This is a genomic window from Olsenella phocaeensis, assembly GCF_900120385.1.
GTDB classification, from domain to species: domain Bacteria; phylum Actinomycetota; class Coriobacteriia; order Coriobacteriales; family Atopobiaceae; genus Olsenella_I; species Olsenella_I phocaeensis.
In genome coordinates this window covers 1,240,958-1,255,895 of the sequence record NZ_LT635494.1, presented here as the reverse complement: position 1 = coordinate 1,255,895, position 14,938 = coordinate 1,240,958, and the positions used below count along the sequence as shown (strand labels likewise).

Sequence of the window (14,938 nt, the reverse complement as noted above, 5' to 3'; positions counted from 1 at the left end):
CACTTGGCGGCTGGCGAGGCGTGCGCCTCCCGGGGGAGAGGTCCGCTACTCGAAGCTGAGGAAGGCCTCCTCGTCCACCTCGTCTTCGTAGTAGGCCTCGTCGTCGTGGCCGCGTTCCCCGTCCGCGTCGTTCGAGACCCAGCTATAGGCCTCGGCGTCGTCACTTCCGGCGGGCAGGACCGAGCTGATGAGCGAGAGCCCGTCCACGGAGGGGACCACCTTGGTCCATTGGGTGATGAGCGCCTCGGAGGGGGCGGCCTCAAGCTCGACGAGCGAGTCGAGGTTGATGCGCGCCGCGCCCTCGAGGAGGTCCGAGCCCTCGTGCAGCTCCTGCAGGGCGTGGGCGATCTTGGTGAGGGCCTCCTCGGGGTCCGCCGCCTCCACCAGCGCGGGCATGAGGCAGTAGTTCTCGGCGGGGTCCGCCTGGTCGCTGTAGCTGAAGTTGCCAAGGTAGAGCATGGTCTTCTCCCCTCGTCGAGGACTCCTTTGCTCCACTCTAGACCACTTGCCCGCGTCAGCCCGCCCTGTCGGCCGGACGGTCCCGCGAAGGCGACGGGTGCTATTCTGGACGAATCGAGGAGGGGAGGCGCGCATGGCCGGCACGGAAGGGATGGTGGCCCGGCCCGTCCGGGCCAGGGCGCTTTCCGCGTTGGAGCCCCTCTCGCTCGCGGCGGTGCCCCTTGCCATGGCGGCCTGCGCGATCCTGGGGGTCGAGGCGAGCGCGGGGCTCACCATGCTCGTCCTCGTGCTCTGCCTGACGCTCTTCCTCGCGGGCTACGAGGCCTCGCGCCCGACGCTCCGCCAGCTCGTGCCGACGGCGGTGCTCGCGGCGACCGCAGCGGCGGGGCGGGTGCTCTTCGCCCCCTTCCCGGACGTGAAGCCCGTCAGCGCCATCGCCATCGTCGCAGGCGCGGCCCTGGGCAGGAGGGAGGGTTTCATGGTGGGGGCCCTTGCCGCCCTCGCCTCCAACGCCTTCTTCGGCCAGGGGGCGTGGACTCCCTGGCAGATGTACGCGTGGGGCCTCGTCGGCTACCTTGCCGGGGCGCTCTTCGAGCGCGGCATGCTCGGTCGGCGCGGGGCGCTCTACGCCTTCGGCTTCGCGTCGGCGCTGCTCTATGGCCTCCTGCTCAATGGCTGGTACGTCCTGGGATTCGTGCGACCCCTGACCTGGGAGGGGACGCTCGCCGCCTTCGCGGCGGGGCTCCCGCTCGACCTCGTGCACGGGGCGTCCACGGTCGCGTTCCTGCTCGCCGTCTGGCTTCCCTGGGGCAGGTCAATCCGCAGGGTGGTGGCGAAGTATGGGCTCTAGCTCCTCGGGCCGCACCTCCGGAAGGGGGCCGTCCGCACCCAGGCACGCGAGGCGGCCGGAACCGCGTCGGAGGGGACGCCGGACGGCGCTTACAGTCACGGCCGTGCTCGTCGCGGCGCTGCTCGCGCTGGCTGTCCCTTTCCTCGCTGCTCGCCTGATACCGGCTGGCACCCAGGAGGCGAGCGACGGGGGAACTGGTCTCTCCGCCTCGCCGTCCGACACGCAGTCCCAGCCTTCCGCCGCAGGCTCCACTTCCGAGCCCGTCTCGCCCCTCGCTGCCATGCTCGCCAGGGGAGAGCTGCGCTCCATCCGCCTGGTCGGGGACTCCATAACCGCCGGCTACCTCTGCGACGGCTGGGAGGCGCCGTCCGACACCGGGGTCGTCGTGTACCAGGGACAGCAGGGCAGCTACGAGGAGGTGGCGACCACCGTGGGCTGCTGGGCCAACGACTTCAGGGCCTGGGCGGGCGAGAGGGGCGTCTCGTTCGTGAACGCGGGCGTCAGCGGCTTCAGGATGCAGTTCCTGGCGGAGGAGCCCGACGCGTGGCTGGGTGACGGCGCCGACGTGGTCGTGGTCATGCTGGGCACGAACGACGCCGCGAAGGAGCCCCTGGAGGACTTCCGCGCCTACGCCCGCGAGGCGCTGTCCGCCGCGGCGGAGCGCTGCCGCCTGCTCGTGGTGGTCTCGCCGCCCGCCAACGAGCGCACCGATGCGTACAACCGCTATGGCATGGACCAGGTGGACGCGATACTTGCCGAGCTCTGCCAGGAGGAGGGCTACCTGCACGTCTCGCTCCTCGACGCCCTGGAGCTGGGCACCGACGACCTCAACCCCGACCAGGTACATCCCACCAGCTCGGGCTCCCACAAGCTCTGGGCTGCGCTCTCGGCGCAGCTGGGCATTGGCTAGTCGCAGATGCAGCGCTCCTCTATGAAGACGGCTGGGCCTCGTGTAACAAATGTTACGAGGCCCAGCCGAGCTAACGTCCTGTGGGAGCCCTGCCCCCTACGCCATGATCTTGCGGAAGAGCCCCTTGACCGCCTCGTGGTCGGCCTCGCGGGGGTTGCCCGGGTAGCAGGCGTCCGCCAGGGCGTCGTCGGCGAGCCGGTCGAGGTCACCCTCGACCAGGCCGTCGCAGGTCTTGGGGATGTTGACGTCGGCCGAGAGCTGCCTGACCGCCGCGATGGCGGCGTCCGCGGCCTCGTCCTCGCCCATGCCTGTGGTGTCGACGCCCATGGCGACGGCCACCTCGGCCAGGCGCTTCGTGACGGCGGGCTTGTTGAACTCCATCGCGATCGGCAGCAGCATCGCGCAGGCCACGCCGTGGGGGGTGTCGTAGTGGGCCGAGAGGGTGTGGGCCATGGCGTGGTCGATGCCCAGGCCGACGTTGGAGAAGCCCATGCCCGCGACGTACTGGCCGAGCGCCATGCCCTCGCGGCCGCTCGCGGGCTGGCCGCTCTTCGCCTCCGCGTACGCGTCGCGCAGGTTCTGGGAGATGAGCTGGATCGCCTTGTAGTGGAACATGTCCGAGAGCTCCCAGGCACCGCGGGTGGTGTAGCCCTCGATGGCGTGGGTGAGGGCGTCCATGCCGGTGGCGGCGGTGAGGCCGGCGGGCATCGAGGCCATCATGTCGGGGTCGACGACGGCGACCTCGGGGATGTCGTTGACGTCGACGCAGACGAACTTGCGCACCTTCTCGGGGTCGGTGATCACGTAGTTGATCGTGACCTCGGCAGCGGTGCCGGCGGTGGTGGGGACGGCGATGGTGAAGGTGGCATGGGCCTTGGTGTCGGCGACGCCCTCGAGGGAGCGCACGTCGGCGAACTCGGGGTTCTCGGCGACGGTGCCGATGGCCTTGCAGGTGTCCATGGAGGAGCCGCCGCCGATGGCGACCATCATGTCGGCGCCGGACCCCTTGAAGGCGGCGACGCCGTCCTGGACGTTCTTGATGGTGGGGTTGGGCTTGATCTCGCTGTAGAGGGACCAGGGGATGCCCGCCTCGTCGAGGAGGTCCGTGACCTTCGCGGTCACGCCGAACTTGACGAGGTCGGGGTCGGAGCAGACGAAGGCCTTCTTGAAGCCCCGGCGCCTGATCTCGCCGGGGATCTCCTTGATCGCACCGGAGCCGTGGTACGAGACGGTGTTGAGGACGAAGCGGTTTGCCATGATTCCTCCTGGGTCTAGATTTCCGCTATCTGATGCAATCGGTCAGGAACCCTATGTAATGTGAAACACATGGCTGTCAGATAGAGCCGTTAGGCTCCAATGCAGTCAATTAAACACATAGCAATAGCGAAATGCCTTTGGCTAGGCGCTGCGCTTTTGACACATAAGGAGGTGGTCGGCCACTAGTACGGTCTCACCCCTCTGATTAATGACCTCGAGATGCTCGGTCACGATGCCCTTTTCAGGGTGCTTTTCGCTGGTCTTCTTGTCAGCGATGGTTACCTTGGAGTGGATGGTGTCACCGATGAAAACAGGCCTGATGAAGCGCAGGTGGTCATATCCGTAAGAGAACGCTACGGGGTTGACGAACGATGCCGTGAGCCCAACGCCAATGCTGAACGTGAGGGTACCATGTGCTATGCGCTGTCCAAAGCTTATCGTCTTGCAGAACTCAGCATCCATGTGATGAGGAAAGAAGTCACCCGTTTGACCAGCATGAAGTACGATGTCGGTTTCGGTGATGGTACGAGCGTTAGTCACCCGTTCGTCACCAAGCTGGTAGTCCTCGAAGTACATTGCTTTCTCGTTCATGTGGTCCCCTTTCTTTGACAGCATGCGCGTACTTGACGGAAGGTGAGCGTTGTAGAGCTGCTATGGCGTTCGGTCGTGCGAGCTACCCGACAAAGGCTTTGTTATCTTGACCAACAATGGGCGCCGCTACCTTTCCCCTAGGCCGCTCATTGTCGATTACGATGGGACAGCGAGTGGTGGCTACGCTCGTCCCGTTTGGTCGCTTAACTACCTGGAGCATGTCGAGAGACTTGAAAGCATCGGTAGCGAAAAGTTTGTCCCAGGTATAGACGTCGGAGCACCAGACATCCGCAGCATCAAGAATTCGAAGCCAATGGTGCGTAGTCTCTCGCTTGAGCCAGTCGGCTACGATGACCTTTATTTCGTCACGATGCTCATGCCAAGTCGCGGGGTCATCAAAGGCTAGGAGTTCTTTGCAATTCAGGAGCTCGCCAAGCTTTGGAATCGGAATCATTGCAAGGGCGAGGTAGCCGTCGGCAGTTGCATAAATTCCGTAGGGAGCATCAATGTATGCGCTGGCATTGTTGATGCTGCTGCGCTGCGGCGGTTTTCTCCCATCGTTGAGATAAGTCGTGAATACTTCAAACTGGGCATCCAGGAGAGACTCGAGTAGGCTTACGCAAACATGCGCACCCACACTCTCGCGCCTAACGCGCACGAGCCCGGCAAGTATGCCTTGTACAAGATGCTGGCCGGCGAAGAGATCGGCGACAGAGAGCCCCATGGGAGTGGGGGGCTGGTCCGCGTTGCCATTTAGCCAGCAAGCACCCGATAGCGATTGCACCAGCAAATCCTGGCCGGGGCGTCCGGACCATGGTCCTACCTTGCCATATCCAGTAATCTCACCATAAACGATGCGTGGGTTGATAGCACAGGCAGAGTCGTAATCGATGCCTAGATGCTCGGCTACCCCGGGACGGAAGTTCGTCACCATTACATCGGCCTTCGCAATGAGTCTTTCTAGGATGGGGCGTGCTGCAGGGTCTTTGAGATCAATGGCTATGGACTGCTTGTCACGGTTTATCGCATGGAAGAGGGACGAGTCGCCATCGATATCACAGTTGGAGATATAGAGAGTGCGACAAATGTCTCCTGTGCCAGGACGCTCGACCTTAATCACGCGCGCGCCAAGGTCAGAAAGGCGAAGGGTAGCCGAGGGCGCCGAGAGAAATTGTCCGAAGTCAAGAACTGTTACGCCCTCCAGTGGCATCACGCGACCACTTCCTTGTCATCGAGATCGAACTCTTCAATAACCGCCTGCGTATGCTCGCCGAGCCGGGGGGATGGACGTGAGTCAACCCTTGTTTCGCCCTCGAACGTGATGGGGCAGCGTGTGGTAAGGATGGGCTCCGTTCCCTCGCGTGCCACGTCCTGTATGAAGTCGAGTCTGGCAAAGGCATCGGACGAGATAAGCTTTTCCCAGGTATAGACGTCAGAGCACCAGTAGCCAGCTGGCTCGAGCAGACCTAGCCAATGCTCGGTTGTCTGATGTATCAAGACTTCCTGTATGGCTCGTTTTATTTCGTCCCGACAATCGAACCAGGTTGCCTCGTCGGTACAGGAAGCAAGCTCCTCACTACCGACGAGTCGTCCGAGTACGCTAACGGAACCCATTGCTAAAGCAATGTATCCATTGGCGGTCTCGTAGATTCCGTATGGAGCGGAAAGATAGGCATGCGCATTGTTGAAGGAGCTGCGGCTAGGGGCCCTGTGACCATCGTTGAGGTAGGTTGTTATTACCTCGAACTGTAGGTCAAGAGCACTTGCCAACAGACTCACCTCTACGTGTCCGCCTATGCCAGTGAGTTCCCGACGCGCGAGGCATGCGAGGATACCTTCTACCGCATGGATGCCTGTATATGAGTCAGCGACCGAAAGCGCGAAGGGCAAAGGGGGTTGATCGGCGTTGCCATTGAGCCACGCGAGCCCAGAGAGTGACTGAACAAGTAGGTCTTGGCCCGGCTTTGCTGCCCACGGACCTGTCTCGCCGTAGCCAGAGATGGATGCGTAGACAATGCGTGGGTTGATTTCTTTCACGGAGTCATAGTCCAGGCACATGCGAGCCATTACGCCCGGACGGAAGCTCTCGATGAGAACGTCTGCCTTGGCTATCAGGCGCTTGACACGAGCTAGATCGATGGGGTCCTTGGTATTGAACGCCACGCTCTCCTTGTTGCGGTTTATCGTATGAAAGTTGAGCGCATCGCCGTCAGACGTACAGCCTTCGAGCACGAGGTGACGAGAGCCATCACCCTTGTTAGGACGTTCTATTTTAATTACGCGAGCTCCGAGATCGGCTAGACGCAGGGCAGCTGAAGGGCCTGCAAGATACTGGCAGAAATCGAGAGCCAATATTCCTTCGAGTGGTCTCACGGCAAATCCTTAGCGGTTGTATGAATGAACATGGGCGACATCAAGGGATTTGAGAACGTCGAGCGCATTGCCACCATTGCGCACGTAGTCGTAGATGAGGGGTCCCGCTTCGTCTTGAAAGGCCAGATAACCGCTATATCGAGGGCGTACATAGGCGTTGTCCAGGGAAGCAATGGTATCCGTGAAGAAGTCGAGAGTTGTGCGATTGCATTCCTCGTCCAGCCAGGCGGTGCGATTTGCCGGCTGGCCACCACTGTCGCAGAAGATTGTGCTTTGGACCTTGGGCGAAGCGACGTATGCCGCGAAGTCACACGCTGCATTCGCATGCTTGGTAGATGCGGAGATGGCCAGTCCTGTCCCCCCAAGAACGCCAGTGAGCATTTTTCCCCTGTAGTAGATGATATTTTGTGCCTTGAGAGGGTGTGTTACGTACCCGCGGCGCGAGTAGTTGACATATCCATAGACGAAGGGGCAGAACATCGCCGTCCTGCTCTCTCCTAGCAACTCGTGTAGAGATATTGGGTCAAGCTCGAAAATGATTGGGTCACATGCGCATGCAAGCCTGCGCATGTCCTCAAGAACCTCCATACCCGTTTCTTGATCTACTACGTGGTTTGATTTGGGCATGAAGAGACTTCCGCCTGCGGTGTTGCAAAGAGCATAGAAGTCCATGAGCAGATATGTCGGGGTGGCTGCGTAGAGCACCTTGCCACCACGCGCAAACTCGACTGTTTCGTCGAAGGTACGCGGTACCTCATCCGCACTTATGAGATCCGGGCGATGGAGGCTAACGGGCGATGCAGCGTCTATTGCGAGTGCCGCCTGGAATCCATCGAAGTTGTAGCTAGAATACGATGCTCCCACCGAATGAGAGGCCTGTTCGGCAAGAAAATCTACATCCATCCACTCATTGAGAGGGAGAAGCACATTGTTCCGCGTGGCGAACCCCGCCCATGGGTGATCGATAACTAGGAGGTCGAATTCTTCCGCAAGGACTTGGATTGGCTTGCTTTCAAATTCGGAGAGGGAGCGTTTCTCCCAGCTGACGTCAAAGTTGGGATTCAACTCGGAGTATCGCTGGGTAGCTGCCACGATGGACGAAAAGCCACGGCTATGGTTCCAGGTGATGCCTCGTAGTTGCATCTTTCCTCACCTTCCTTCCGTCGGTTACCTGTTGGGTTGCTCGGGGCGTACAAACTGGTGTGTAAATTGCTGCCTGGTGACAGGAACTCCTGCGCGTATGCCCCCGTTTCTAGATAGTTGAAGCTGAATTGGTAGTACTACATTAGTCATAATTTGTAAATCGAGATGATATTGGTAATACCAATTAAGCTAAAAATTTAACCGCTGGCCGTAAAAATAGACGATTCGAGCAATAGATGTTTACAAGAAGGAAGTGTCATATAGGATTGGTTTTACCAGAACTCTGGTAAGTAGACGGATGCATCGTTTGATCGGGTTCTCCGCGCGATGGGCCGGCCGGCAGCACTCGCAAAGAGAAGGCGTTCGAGCGGAACTGGCGTCGCGGTACGTATCTACAGCTTTGGTAATAAAGGAGATGAAAGATGCTAGCAACTGGTTTTGTCGTGCTGTTGCTCTCCACGCTCTTTCAGGGGAGCTTCGGCATCTGCTTTAAGAAGTACCAGCCATTCTCATGGGAGGCATTTTGGGCTCTCTTCTCCATTATTGGCGTTCTGCTTATGCCGCATGTCTGGGCCGCAATCGCTATCGGACCCGAATACATGGGTTATCTGCTCTCCACAAGCCCCTCTGACCTGTTCTTCGGCGCCCTTGCCGGCTTTTTCTGGGGAATTAGCTCCATCTGGTACAGCCGTGCAATTGATTACATTGGCGTCTCTCTCGTTACGGGAATCAATCTGGGCCTCTCCAACTTGCTGGGCTCCCTCGTTCCAATGGCCATTCTGGGCACCTGGCCTTCCCCCTCTGTGCTCGCCCTCATCCTCGTTGGTCAAGCTGTGCTGATGGTCGGCGTCGTTGTTCTCTCAAAGGCCGGTTTTATGAAAAGGTCCGTTACCGAAGAGGCGAGTGGTCATGCTTCCGAGGACGCCGGCACCAAGAAAAGCTCGCTCTTTATGGTGGGCTTCGTTATGGCTCTTGCCTCGGGTGCAGGTTCCGCCGCGTTGAACATTGGCTCATCTGCCACCACGGCTCCTGTGGCAGTCGCAACTGGAGCCGGTGTGCCCGCCATCTGGGCAACGCTTCTGCAGTGGTGTGTCGTCATGTTCGGCGGCTTCATTGCCAACTTCTGCTATGCGCTTTATAAGCTCATCAAGAACAAGACTTTCTCCGACTATACGAAGCCTGGATGTGGAAAGGCTTACGGCAAGGTATTGCTTACTGCCTTCGTATGGTTTGCGGCACTTGGAATCTATGGGTTTGCCACCTCTCTCCTTGGAGAGCTTGGTCCCGTCATTGGCTGGATTATGTTCAACGGCTTGGCCCTCATCATTGCGAACCTTTGGGGCTTCAGGGATGGCGAGTGGAGGGGCTTCGACAAGGCGCGCAACGTTGCGCTCGTGGGCAATGCAATTATCATCATCGCGCTAGTAATTCTTGGCATCAGCAATGGAATGTAGGGAATCGGACGTGGCGGTAGGTAATGTGAATAATTCTGAAAAGGAGTAAGCCATGGCAGTTGATAACGTTTCGTCCATTGACGAGCTGAACTATCTCCCTGAGATGCCCGAGCACCCTCGAAACATCGTATCCATTGGTACCGGTGGCATCGTTCAGGGCTCTCACTATCCCGCCTACAAGCTTGCTGGTTACCCGGTTGTCGCTTGCTTCGACCAGAATCTCGAGACTGCAGAAAAAGCGGCCTCTTCGTTCGGCGTACCCAAGGTATGTAAGTCAATCGCAGAGCTTGTCGATGTGGCCGAGAAGACCGATGCTGTCTACGATATCGCCGTACCAGCAAACTGCACCGCAGATATCCTGCGTCAGCTTCCCGATGGCGCCGGCGTCCTTATGCAGAAGCCCATGGGCGAGTCCATTTCTGAAGCACGCGAAATCCTGTCCATCTGCCACTCGAAGAGCCTTACTGCGGGCGTGAACTTCCAGCTTCGTCAGTCACCATACATGATCGCCGCGCGTGACCTCATTGCAAAGGGTGTCATTGGCGAAATCGTCGACATTGATCATCGACTGGTGGGCACTCAGCCCTGGAACCTTTGGCCCTTCCTCTTCCCCAAGGATCGCGTGGAGATAAACTACCACTCCATCCACTACATCGATAATATTCGCAGCTTGATTGGTGACCCCACTGCCGTCTGGTGCAAGACCATGCAACATCCCAAGATGCGCGAGCTTGCCCAGACACGGACGTCAATAATCATGGACTATGGCCCTGACCTGCGTGCTAACCTACATATAAACTTCAATCATGACTACTCAAAAAAGTACCAGGAGTCTACGCTTAAGATTGAAGGACTGAAGGGTGCCATTCGAGTGAAGCTCGGCCTTATGTACGATTATCCCGAGGGAGAGCCAGATCGCGTAGAGTACGTCACCTATGCGGACAATGGCGAATGGCAAGAGCTCCCCGTTCGTGGCAGTTGGTTCAACGAGGCATTTATTGGCACGATGGGAGGGCTGATGAAAAAGCTTGATGACTCTGATTATGAGTACATGAACTCTGTCGAGGATGCCTTCCATACAATGTGCGTTGTGGAGGCTTGCTATCAGTCCAGTTCCGAGGGCGGCACCCCTGTGGACTACGCCCAGGAGTAGGTCCGATGATTGACATCATTGACACACACGTTCATGTTTGGGACCTCGGACGCTATCGACTGCCGTGGCTTGACGGCGAGGGCCCAGTGCTCAGGCGTACATGGACGGTAATGGACTATCTGCGTGAGAGCGGTCGTGGCGAGGACTATCGGTTGGAGCAAGCCGTCTACATCGAGGTCGACATGGCCCGCTACGAACGCGAGCGTGAGTGCGAGCTTGCGTGTGGGCTGGTCGACGATGACTCGACGCCCTTCGGTGGTGCCTGCATCTCGGGCGACCTTAGTTCTCCTGAATTCGAATCCTATATTCGACTCTGGTCGAAGAGGCCTCAGGTTAAGGGCGTGCGGCAGGTGTTGCACGTGCCAAGTGCGGATCCGGGGACGTGTCTGACGGACCGGTTTGTCAAGAACGTTCGCCTGCTTGGGGAGCTCGGCCTGGTCTTTGAGGGATGTGTGCGTTGCGCCGAGCTGGCCGATTTGGCAACCTTGGCTCGTGAGTGTCCTGACACGACAATAGTGCTCAACCACATGGGGATCGTCGATGCTGACATCATGGCGCACACGCGTCCCACAGCTGACGAAGCGGCCTACCAAAATATCTGGAAGAAAAATATGGCAGAGCTTGGCAAGCTCCCTAACGTAGTGTGCAAGGTCTCGGGTCTCAATCCTATGGAGGCTTGGTCAAGCGATTCGCTGGCACGCTCAGTCGACGTGGCGCTCGACGCCTTTGATTCCAAGATGGTTATGTACGCAAGCAACTTCCCCGTGCTCAATGTCGCGCTTTCGTTTGATGAATGGACAAGAGCGGTTCTAGAGATGACATCGACTTTGGACGGGGAGGATCGGAAGGCCCTCTTTTCCAAGAACGCAAAACGGGTTTATCGACTCTAGGCGCGACAATCCATTTATACGATGTCGAATATCCGCCAGAGCGGAATGAAGGAGAGAAGAAGATGGCTAAAGTTCAGCGGTTCGCTTCTGTTTCTCGTACTAACGGTGATGCTGGCTACGAAAGCTATAAGTCTCATCACGCGTGTCCCTTTGAGGGTGTCAACGAGATGATCAAGGCTTGCAACCTGCAAAACTACTCCATCTACTACTGGGATGGTCTTCTGTTCTCTTACTATGAGTACGTGGGGGACGACTACGAGGCTGATATGGCCAAAATGGCCGCTGATCCAACAACCCAGGAGTGGTGGGCTGCGGTCGTACCGCAAATGAGGCCGTTTGGTGCAGACGGTCCATGGGTGGACATGGAGGAGCTCTACCACCTCGACTAGGCAGTGGGTCCAACTGGGGCAGACGTGCATACGTGCGTCTGCCCCTCCCTTTTATTTAGGAGGAAGTATATGGAAGGTTTGTATGTTGCATCCGTCGTACCATTCGACGATGCGGGTCATATTAATGATGACGCCATTCGTATTCTGGTGGAGAAGAACCTCGAAGAAGGAGCTGCAGGATTCTTCGTGGCGGGCTCCTCGGGAGAGTGCTTCCTTCTCACTCCCGAGGAGCGCCTGCATCTTTACGAGATATTTTCCGAGTACAAAAATCGGTGCACCCTGTTTGCCCATGTTGGGTCATGCGGTACAGACGAATCCATCCGCTACGCTCGTGCGGCGTGTGAAATGGGCTATGAGCGAATCGCTGCAACGCCACCCATATACTTTGGTTACACGAGCAAAGAGGTTGCTGGCTACTATGACGAGCTAGCTGAGTCGGTTGGACATGGCATTTATTACTACAACATCCCGATGAACACCAAGCGATCGCTCGACCTCTGTGACCCAGAAACGCGTGCATTGTTTTCCTCGGGGTCTATCTCGGGCATCAAACATACCAATCTTGATTTATACGAGATGGAACGAATCCGTTCCATCAATCCTGTGCTCAAATGCTTTGGCGGGTTCGAAAACGAAATGGTTGCGTTTATGGCAATGGGCTGCGATGGCTTCATTGGGTCGACATTCAATTTTATGCTACCGCACTTCAAGCGAATTTATGAGGCGTTTCTTTGCGGTAGGCTTGAAGAGGCTCGCGAGCTGCAGGTGCGTGCAAACAACATAATGGAGTCCCTATTGGGAGAGGGTCTCTTCTCATCGATAAAGTTTGCCCTACAAGAGGCAGGGATTGAAGTGGGCGGAATGCGAAAGCCCTTTGTTCCTCTCGACGAGGCTGCCCGCGTGCGCGTTCGCAGCGTTATCACGGCAAACTTGGCCTCCTAGAGCAGTGGAAACTCTTGCATAATTGCTAAAGATGCTGATAAAGCCAGAAGCCTCCGTACCAGTTGGGGACTTCTGGCAACGAGATAGGCGCTATTTTATAGCTTGGTGATTTCGGCAATAGAGTTAGCGAAGAAGCCGTCAATAGCCAGCCTGAGATGATCGGAGTCTTCTTGATTGAAGGCTTTGAGTATTTTCACGCGCCAGAGAGTGGCGCTCTGCCGGGATGAGGGAATGGAGAGTATGCGTAACGAAGAGTCGCGCCTCAGCACCAACATAGTTTGCATGAGCTTTTCGTAGATGCCGTTACCGCAATTATCGCCCACGTAGGTGTCGATTTCATCAATCAAGTTTCTAAATTCTGTACATGAAATCCCATTGATGTCCAAGGCAAGCAACTGTTCGGAATACTCTTGCAGTCTGCCAATGAGCTCTTCGGTGCGGTTGTCGTAACAGGTCAAGTAGACCGCAGTCTCTATGAGTTTACGAGCATCATAGAGATCCTCGTAATTATGTAGCTCACGGTGGTAGGTCCAAAGGATTGCCTCATTGGGAATTTGGGTCTTATGGGTTGACACGAAGGATCCGCCACCGGGGCGAATGTCCACAAGTCCGATTAGCGCCAGTGCACGCAATGCTTCGCGGATATTGCCCCGTGCCACGCCAAACATGTTTGCAAGTGAACGCTCGTCAGGGAGTCGCTCTCCAGGGACTAGTTCCCCCGAGACGATCTGATTTGCCAAATGGTCCATGACCTGTTCGGTCAGGGTTGCTTTTTTCACAGGCTCAACCTGCATGGCTGCCTCCGATCATGGATTTATGTCTCAGCCACAAGGGGACGGACAGATAAATAGCGGGTAATCACTTCAAGTCACATTTAATGTTAGTGCAAAGGTGGAGATGCTGTGCCTGTGAGAAGGCAGGTGGTGTGTTGATTGCTCCTTCGTGCCACGCAGGTTGATCTCCAGGCTCATCCGTGTCCCTCCATCACTTCTCGGACTCAGTCGCACTCGTATGGTTGAGTCCGCGAGTCCCGTCGCATAGCTACCGGGTGGCAGGGCTTGTATGGAAGGCCGTCCAGACAATGGTCTGCTGCTGCAACGTACGGCAGTTCCAGCGGAGGGATGGGTGCGGGAGTAACCACGCGTGGACGCGAGCTCCCGCGTGTCGCGCTTCTGTAGATGCGGGTGCCTCCCTTGTGCGCCTGCCCTGGGTTTGTGTACCATTCGTATGTTTGTTCCAATGTCAGAAGGAGAATCCATGTCCGGACACTCTAAGTGGGCCACCACCAAGCACAAGAAGGCCGCCATCGACGCCAAGCGTTCGGCCCTCTTCTCCAAGCACTCGCGCAACATCACCGTTGCCGCCCGCAACGGGGGGGACCCCAACCCGGACAACAACGCCTCCCTCGCCGCCGCCGTCGCCCGCGCCCGCATGGTCTCGATGCCCAACGCCAAGATCCAGGCGGCCATCGACAAGGCCTTCGGCACCGGCGCCGACGCCGTGGTCTACAAGGAGGTCACCTACGAGGGCTACGGCCCCGCGGGCGTGGCCGTCTACGTCGAGTGCCTGACCGACAACCTCAACCGCACCGCGGCCGACGTGCGCTCCTCCTTCACCCACGCCGGCGGCAACCTGGGCACCACGGGTTCCGTCGCCTTCCAGTTCGAGCGCAAGGGCTCCATCGCCATCGAGAAGGTCATCGTCAGCGACGACAAGAAGGTCGCCGACAAGGAGAACGCCGTCGACGAGGACGAGTTCATGATGGCCGTGGCCGAGGCCGAGGGCGACGACTACGAGGACGCCGGCGACCAGTGGATTGTCTACACCGCCTACGACAAGATGCAGTCCGTCGAGGCCGCCCTCAAGGCGCAGGGCATCGAGGTCAAGGGCTCCGAGCTCACCATGGTTCCCACCACCCCGACCGAGCTCGACCTGAACGACGCCAAGAAGGTCCAGCGCCTCGTCGACCGCCTCGAGGAGCTCGACGACGTCCAGAACGTCTACACCACCATGAGCGTCTCGGACGAGGTCGCCGCCCAGCTGGACGAGGACTAGTCCCGGAAGTGTCCCCCTTGGGGCGCCCATAGCCCGTGGATGCGGCGGCCCCTCGCGGCCGTCGCATTCTTTTGGGGGTCGGGCACGCAGCGAGCGCGAGCAGGGAGTCGCACATGAGGCAGGACATGACGCAGGCACAGGCCGAGGAGGCGCTCGAGCTTCCCGATCGCTACGGCAAGGCGGAGCTGCGCGCCGCCTTCAAGAGGCTCGCCCAGGAGTACCATCCCGACAACGCCGCCAAGAACGGGATCAGCCCGAGGTTCGCACAGCGCAAGATGACCGAGGTCAACAAGGCCTATGCCGTGCTGAAGCCCCTCTTCGAGGGCGACCGCGCCACCGTGCAGCGCGACCTCGTGGGCGGGAGCGTGGGCAGGCACGGCGTGGGCGTCCACTTCGACCCCGCCGGACGGAACTCCACCCGCACGCAGGTGGACGACAGCCTATTCTGGGACGAGGAGGGCAACCCCAGGAG

The 14,938-nt window shown here is 58.5% G+C and carries 16 protein-coding genes; 9 read left to right on the top strand and 7 right to left on the bottom strand.

What is annotated here, in order from left to right; translation table 11 throughout:
• Positions 1–45: 45 nt before the first annotated feature.
• Positions 46–459, bottom strand: coding sequence for a hypothetical protein (locus BQ7388_RS06015; protein WP_072500007.1), 414 nt, complete (start codon positions 457–459; stop codon positions 46–48).
• A 133-nt stretch (positions 460–592) separates the two neighbouring features.
• Between BQ7388_RS06015 and BQ7388_RS06010 the strand changes: the two genes are divergently transcribed.
• Positions 593–1,309 (top strand): ECF transporter S component, encoded by a 717-nt coding sequence (locus tag BQ7388_RS06010; protein WP_129583168.1) that lies wholly within the window; start codon positions 593–595, stop codon positions 1,307–1,309.
• A gap of 103 nt (positions 1,310–1,412) precedes the next feature.
• A complete protein-coding gene (locus BQ7388_RS06005; RefSeq protein ID WP_234946877.1) occupies positions 1,413–2,219 on the top strand; it encodes an SGNH/GDSL hydrolase family protein in 807 nt (268 codons plus the stop codon).
• Positions 2,220–2,315: 96 nt separating this feature from the next.
• On the opposite strand, the gene fucO is transcribed toward BQ7388_RS06005, so the two are convergent.
• From fucO to BQ7388_RS05980, 5 genes are all read right to left on the bottom strand, one after another.
• Positions 2,316–3,476 (bottom strand): lactaldehyde reductase, encoded by a 1,161-nt coding sequence (gene fucO, locus BQ7388_RS06000; protein WP_072499466.1) that lies wholly within the window; start codon positions 3,474–3,476, stop codon positions 2,316–2,318.
• A gap of 141 nt (positions 3,477–3,617) precedes the next feature.
• Positions 3,618–4,067, bottom strand: coding sequence for a MaoC family dehydratase (locus tag BQ7388_RS05995; RefSeq protein WP_072500006.1), 450 nt, complete (start codon positions 4,065–4,067; stop codon positions 3,618–3,620).
• An 82-nt stretch (positions 4,068–4,149) separates the two neighbouring features.
• Complete coding sequence (locus BQ7388_RS05990; RefSeq protein ID WP_234946932.1) at positions 4,150–5,277, bottom strand: CaiB/BaiF CoA transferase family protein; 1,128 nt, start codon at positions 5,275–5,277, stop codon at positions 4,150–4,152.
• Entirely contained in the window at positions 5,277–6,440 is a 1,164-nt protein-coding gene (locus BQ7388_RS05985; protein WP_072500004.1) for a CaiB/BaiF CoA transferase family protein, read from the bottom strand. The genes BQ7388_RS05990 and BQ7388_RS05985 overlap by 1 nt, the downstream gene beginning before the upstream one ends.
• A gap of 9 nt (positions 6,441–6,449) precedes the next feature.
• Entirely contained in the window at positions 6,450–7,532 is a 1,083-nt protein-coding gene (locus BQ7388_RS05980; protein WP_200781440.1) for an extracellular solute-binding protein, read from the bottom strand.
• A 473-nt stretch (positions 7,533–8,005) separates the two neighbouring features.
• Here BQ7388_RS05980 and BQ7388_RS05975 point away from each other — a divergent pair, with 473 nt between their 5' ends.
• From BQ7388_RS05975 to BQ7388_RS05955, 5 genes are all read left to right on the top strand, one after another.
• A complete protein-coding gene (locus BQ7388_RS05975) occupies positions 8,006–9,037 on the top strand; it encodes an L-rhamnose/proton symporter RhaT (RefSeq protein WP_072500002.1) in 1,032 nt (343 codons plus the stop codon).
• A gap of 52 nt (positions 9,038–9,089) precedes the next feature.
• Positions 9,090–10,190 carry a Gfo/Idh/MocA family protein gene (locus BQ7388_RS05970; protein ID WP_072500001.1) on the top strand — a complete coding sequence of 367 codons (1,101 nt, stop codon included), beginning with the start codon at positions 9,090–9,092 and terminating at the stop codon, positions 10,188–10,190.
• A 5-nt stretch (positions 10,191–10,195) separates the two neighbouring features.
• Complete coding sequence (locus BQ7388_RS05965) at positions 10,196–11,080, top strand: amidohydrolase family protein (protein ID WP_200781439.1); 885 nt, start codon at positions 10,196–10,198, stop codon at positions 11,078–11,080.
• Positions 11,081–11,142: 62 nt separating this feature from the next.
• On the top strand, positions 11,143–11,469 hold the full coding sequence (locus BQ7388_RS05960) for an L-rhamnose mutarotase (protein ID WP_072500000.1): 327 nt from the start codon (positions 11,143–11,145) through the stop codon (positions 11,467–11,469).
• 69 nt (positions 11,470–11,538) lie between these two features.
• Entirely contained in the window at positions 11,539–12,411 is an 873-nt protein-coding gene (locus tag BQ7388_RS05955; protein ID WP_072499999.1) for a dihydrodipicolinate synthase family protein, read from the top strand.
• 95 nt (positions 12,412–12,506) lie between these two features.
• Here the strand turns inward: BQ7388_RS05955 and BQ7388_RS05950 are convergent, their stop codons facing one another.
• The gene (locus BQ7388_RS05950) at positions 12,507–13,205 is read right to left on the bottom strand and encodes a FadR/GntR family transcriptional regulator (RefSeq protein ID WP_072499998.1); all 699 of its coding nucleotides are present in this window, start codon (positions 13,203–13,205) and stop codon (positions 12,507–12,509) included.
• A 463-nt stretch (positions 13,206–13,668) separates the two neighbouring features.
• Between BQ7388_RS05950 and BQ7388_RS05945 the strand changes: the two genes are divergently transcribed.
• Both BQ7388_RS05945 and BQ7388_RS05940 read left to right on the top strand, forming a co-directional pair.
• Complete coding sequence (locus tag BQ7388_RS05945) at positions 13,669–14,466, top strand: YebC/PmpR family DNA-binding transcriptional regulator (protein WP_009278979.1); 798 nt, start codon at positions 13,669–13,671, stop codon at positions 14,464–14,466.
• 113 nt (positions 14,467–14,579) lie between these two features.
• The coding region (locus BQ7388_RS05940) for a J domain-containing protein (RefSeq protein ID WP_129583233.1) at positions 14,580–14,938 on the top strand (359 nt) is incomplete at its 3' end.

What these genes read in the sequence shown, in the direction of transcription:
- BQ7388_RS06015 (WP_072500007.1), bottom strand. Translation starts at nt 459, where the DNA reads ATGCTCTACCTTGGCAACTTCAGCTACAGCGACCAGGCGGACCCCGCC.
- BQ7388_RS06010 (WP_129583168.1), top strand. Translation starts at nt 593, where the DNA reads ATGGCCGGCACGGAAGGGATGGTGGCCCGGCCCGTCCGGGCCAGGGCG.
- fucO (WP_072499466.1), bottom strand. Translation starts at nt 3,476, where the DNA reads ATGGCAAACCGCTTCGTCCTCAACACCGTCTCGTACCACGGCTCCGGT.
- BQ7388_RS05995 (WP_072500006.1), bottom strand. Translation starts at nt 4,067, where the DNA reads ATGAACGAGAAAGCAATGTACTTCGAGGACTACCAGCTTGGTGACGAA.
- BQ7388_RS05990 (WP_234946932.1), bottom strand. Translation starts at nt 5,277, where the DNA reads ATGCCACTGGAGGGCGTAACAGTTCTTGACTTCGGACAATTTCTCTCG.
- BQ7388_RS05975 (WP_072500002.1), top strand. Translation starts at nt 8,006, where the DNA reads ATGCTAGCAACTGGTTTTGTCGTGCTGTTGCTCTCCACGCTCTTTCAG.
- BQ7388_RS05970 (WP_072500001.1), top strand. Translation starts at nt 9,090, where the DNA reads ATGGCAGTTGATAACGTTTCGTCCATTGACGAGCTGAACTATCTCCCT.
- BQ7388_RS05965 (WP_200781439.1), top strand. Translation starts at nt 10,196, where the DNA reads ATGATTGACATCATTGACACACACGTTCATGTTTGGGACCTCGGACGC.
- BQ7388_RS05960 (WP_072500000.1), top strand. Translation starts at nt 11,143, where the DNA reads ATGGCTAAAGTTCAGCGGTTCGCTTCTGTTTCTCGTACTAACGGTGAT.
- BQ7388_RS05955 (WP_072499999.1), top strand. Translation starts at nt 11,539, where the DNA reads ATGGAAGGTTTGTATGTTGCATCCGTCGTACCATTCGACGATGCGGGT.
- BQ7388_RS05950 (WP_072499998.1), bottom strand. Translation starts at nt 13,205, where the DNA reads ATGCAGGTTGAGCCTGTGAAAAAAGCAACCCTGACCGAACAGGTCATG.
- BQ7388_RS05945 (WP_009278979.1), top strand. Translation starts at nt 13,669, where the DNA reads ATGTCCGGACACTCTAAGTGGGCCACCACCAAGCACAAGAAGGCCGCC.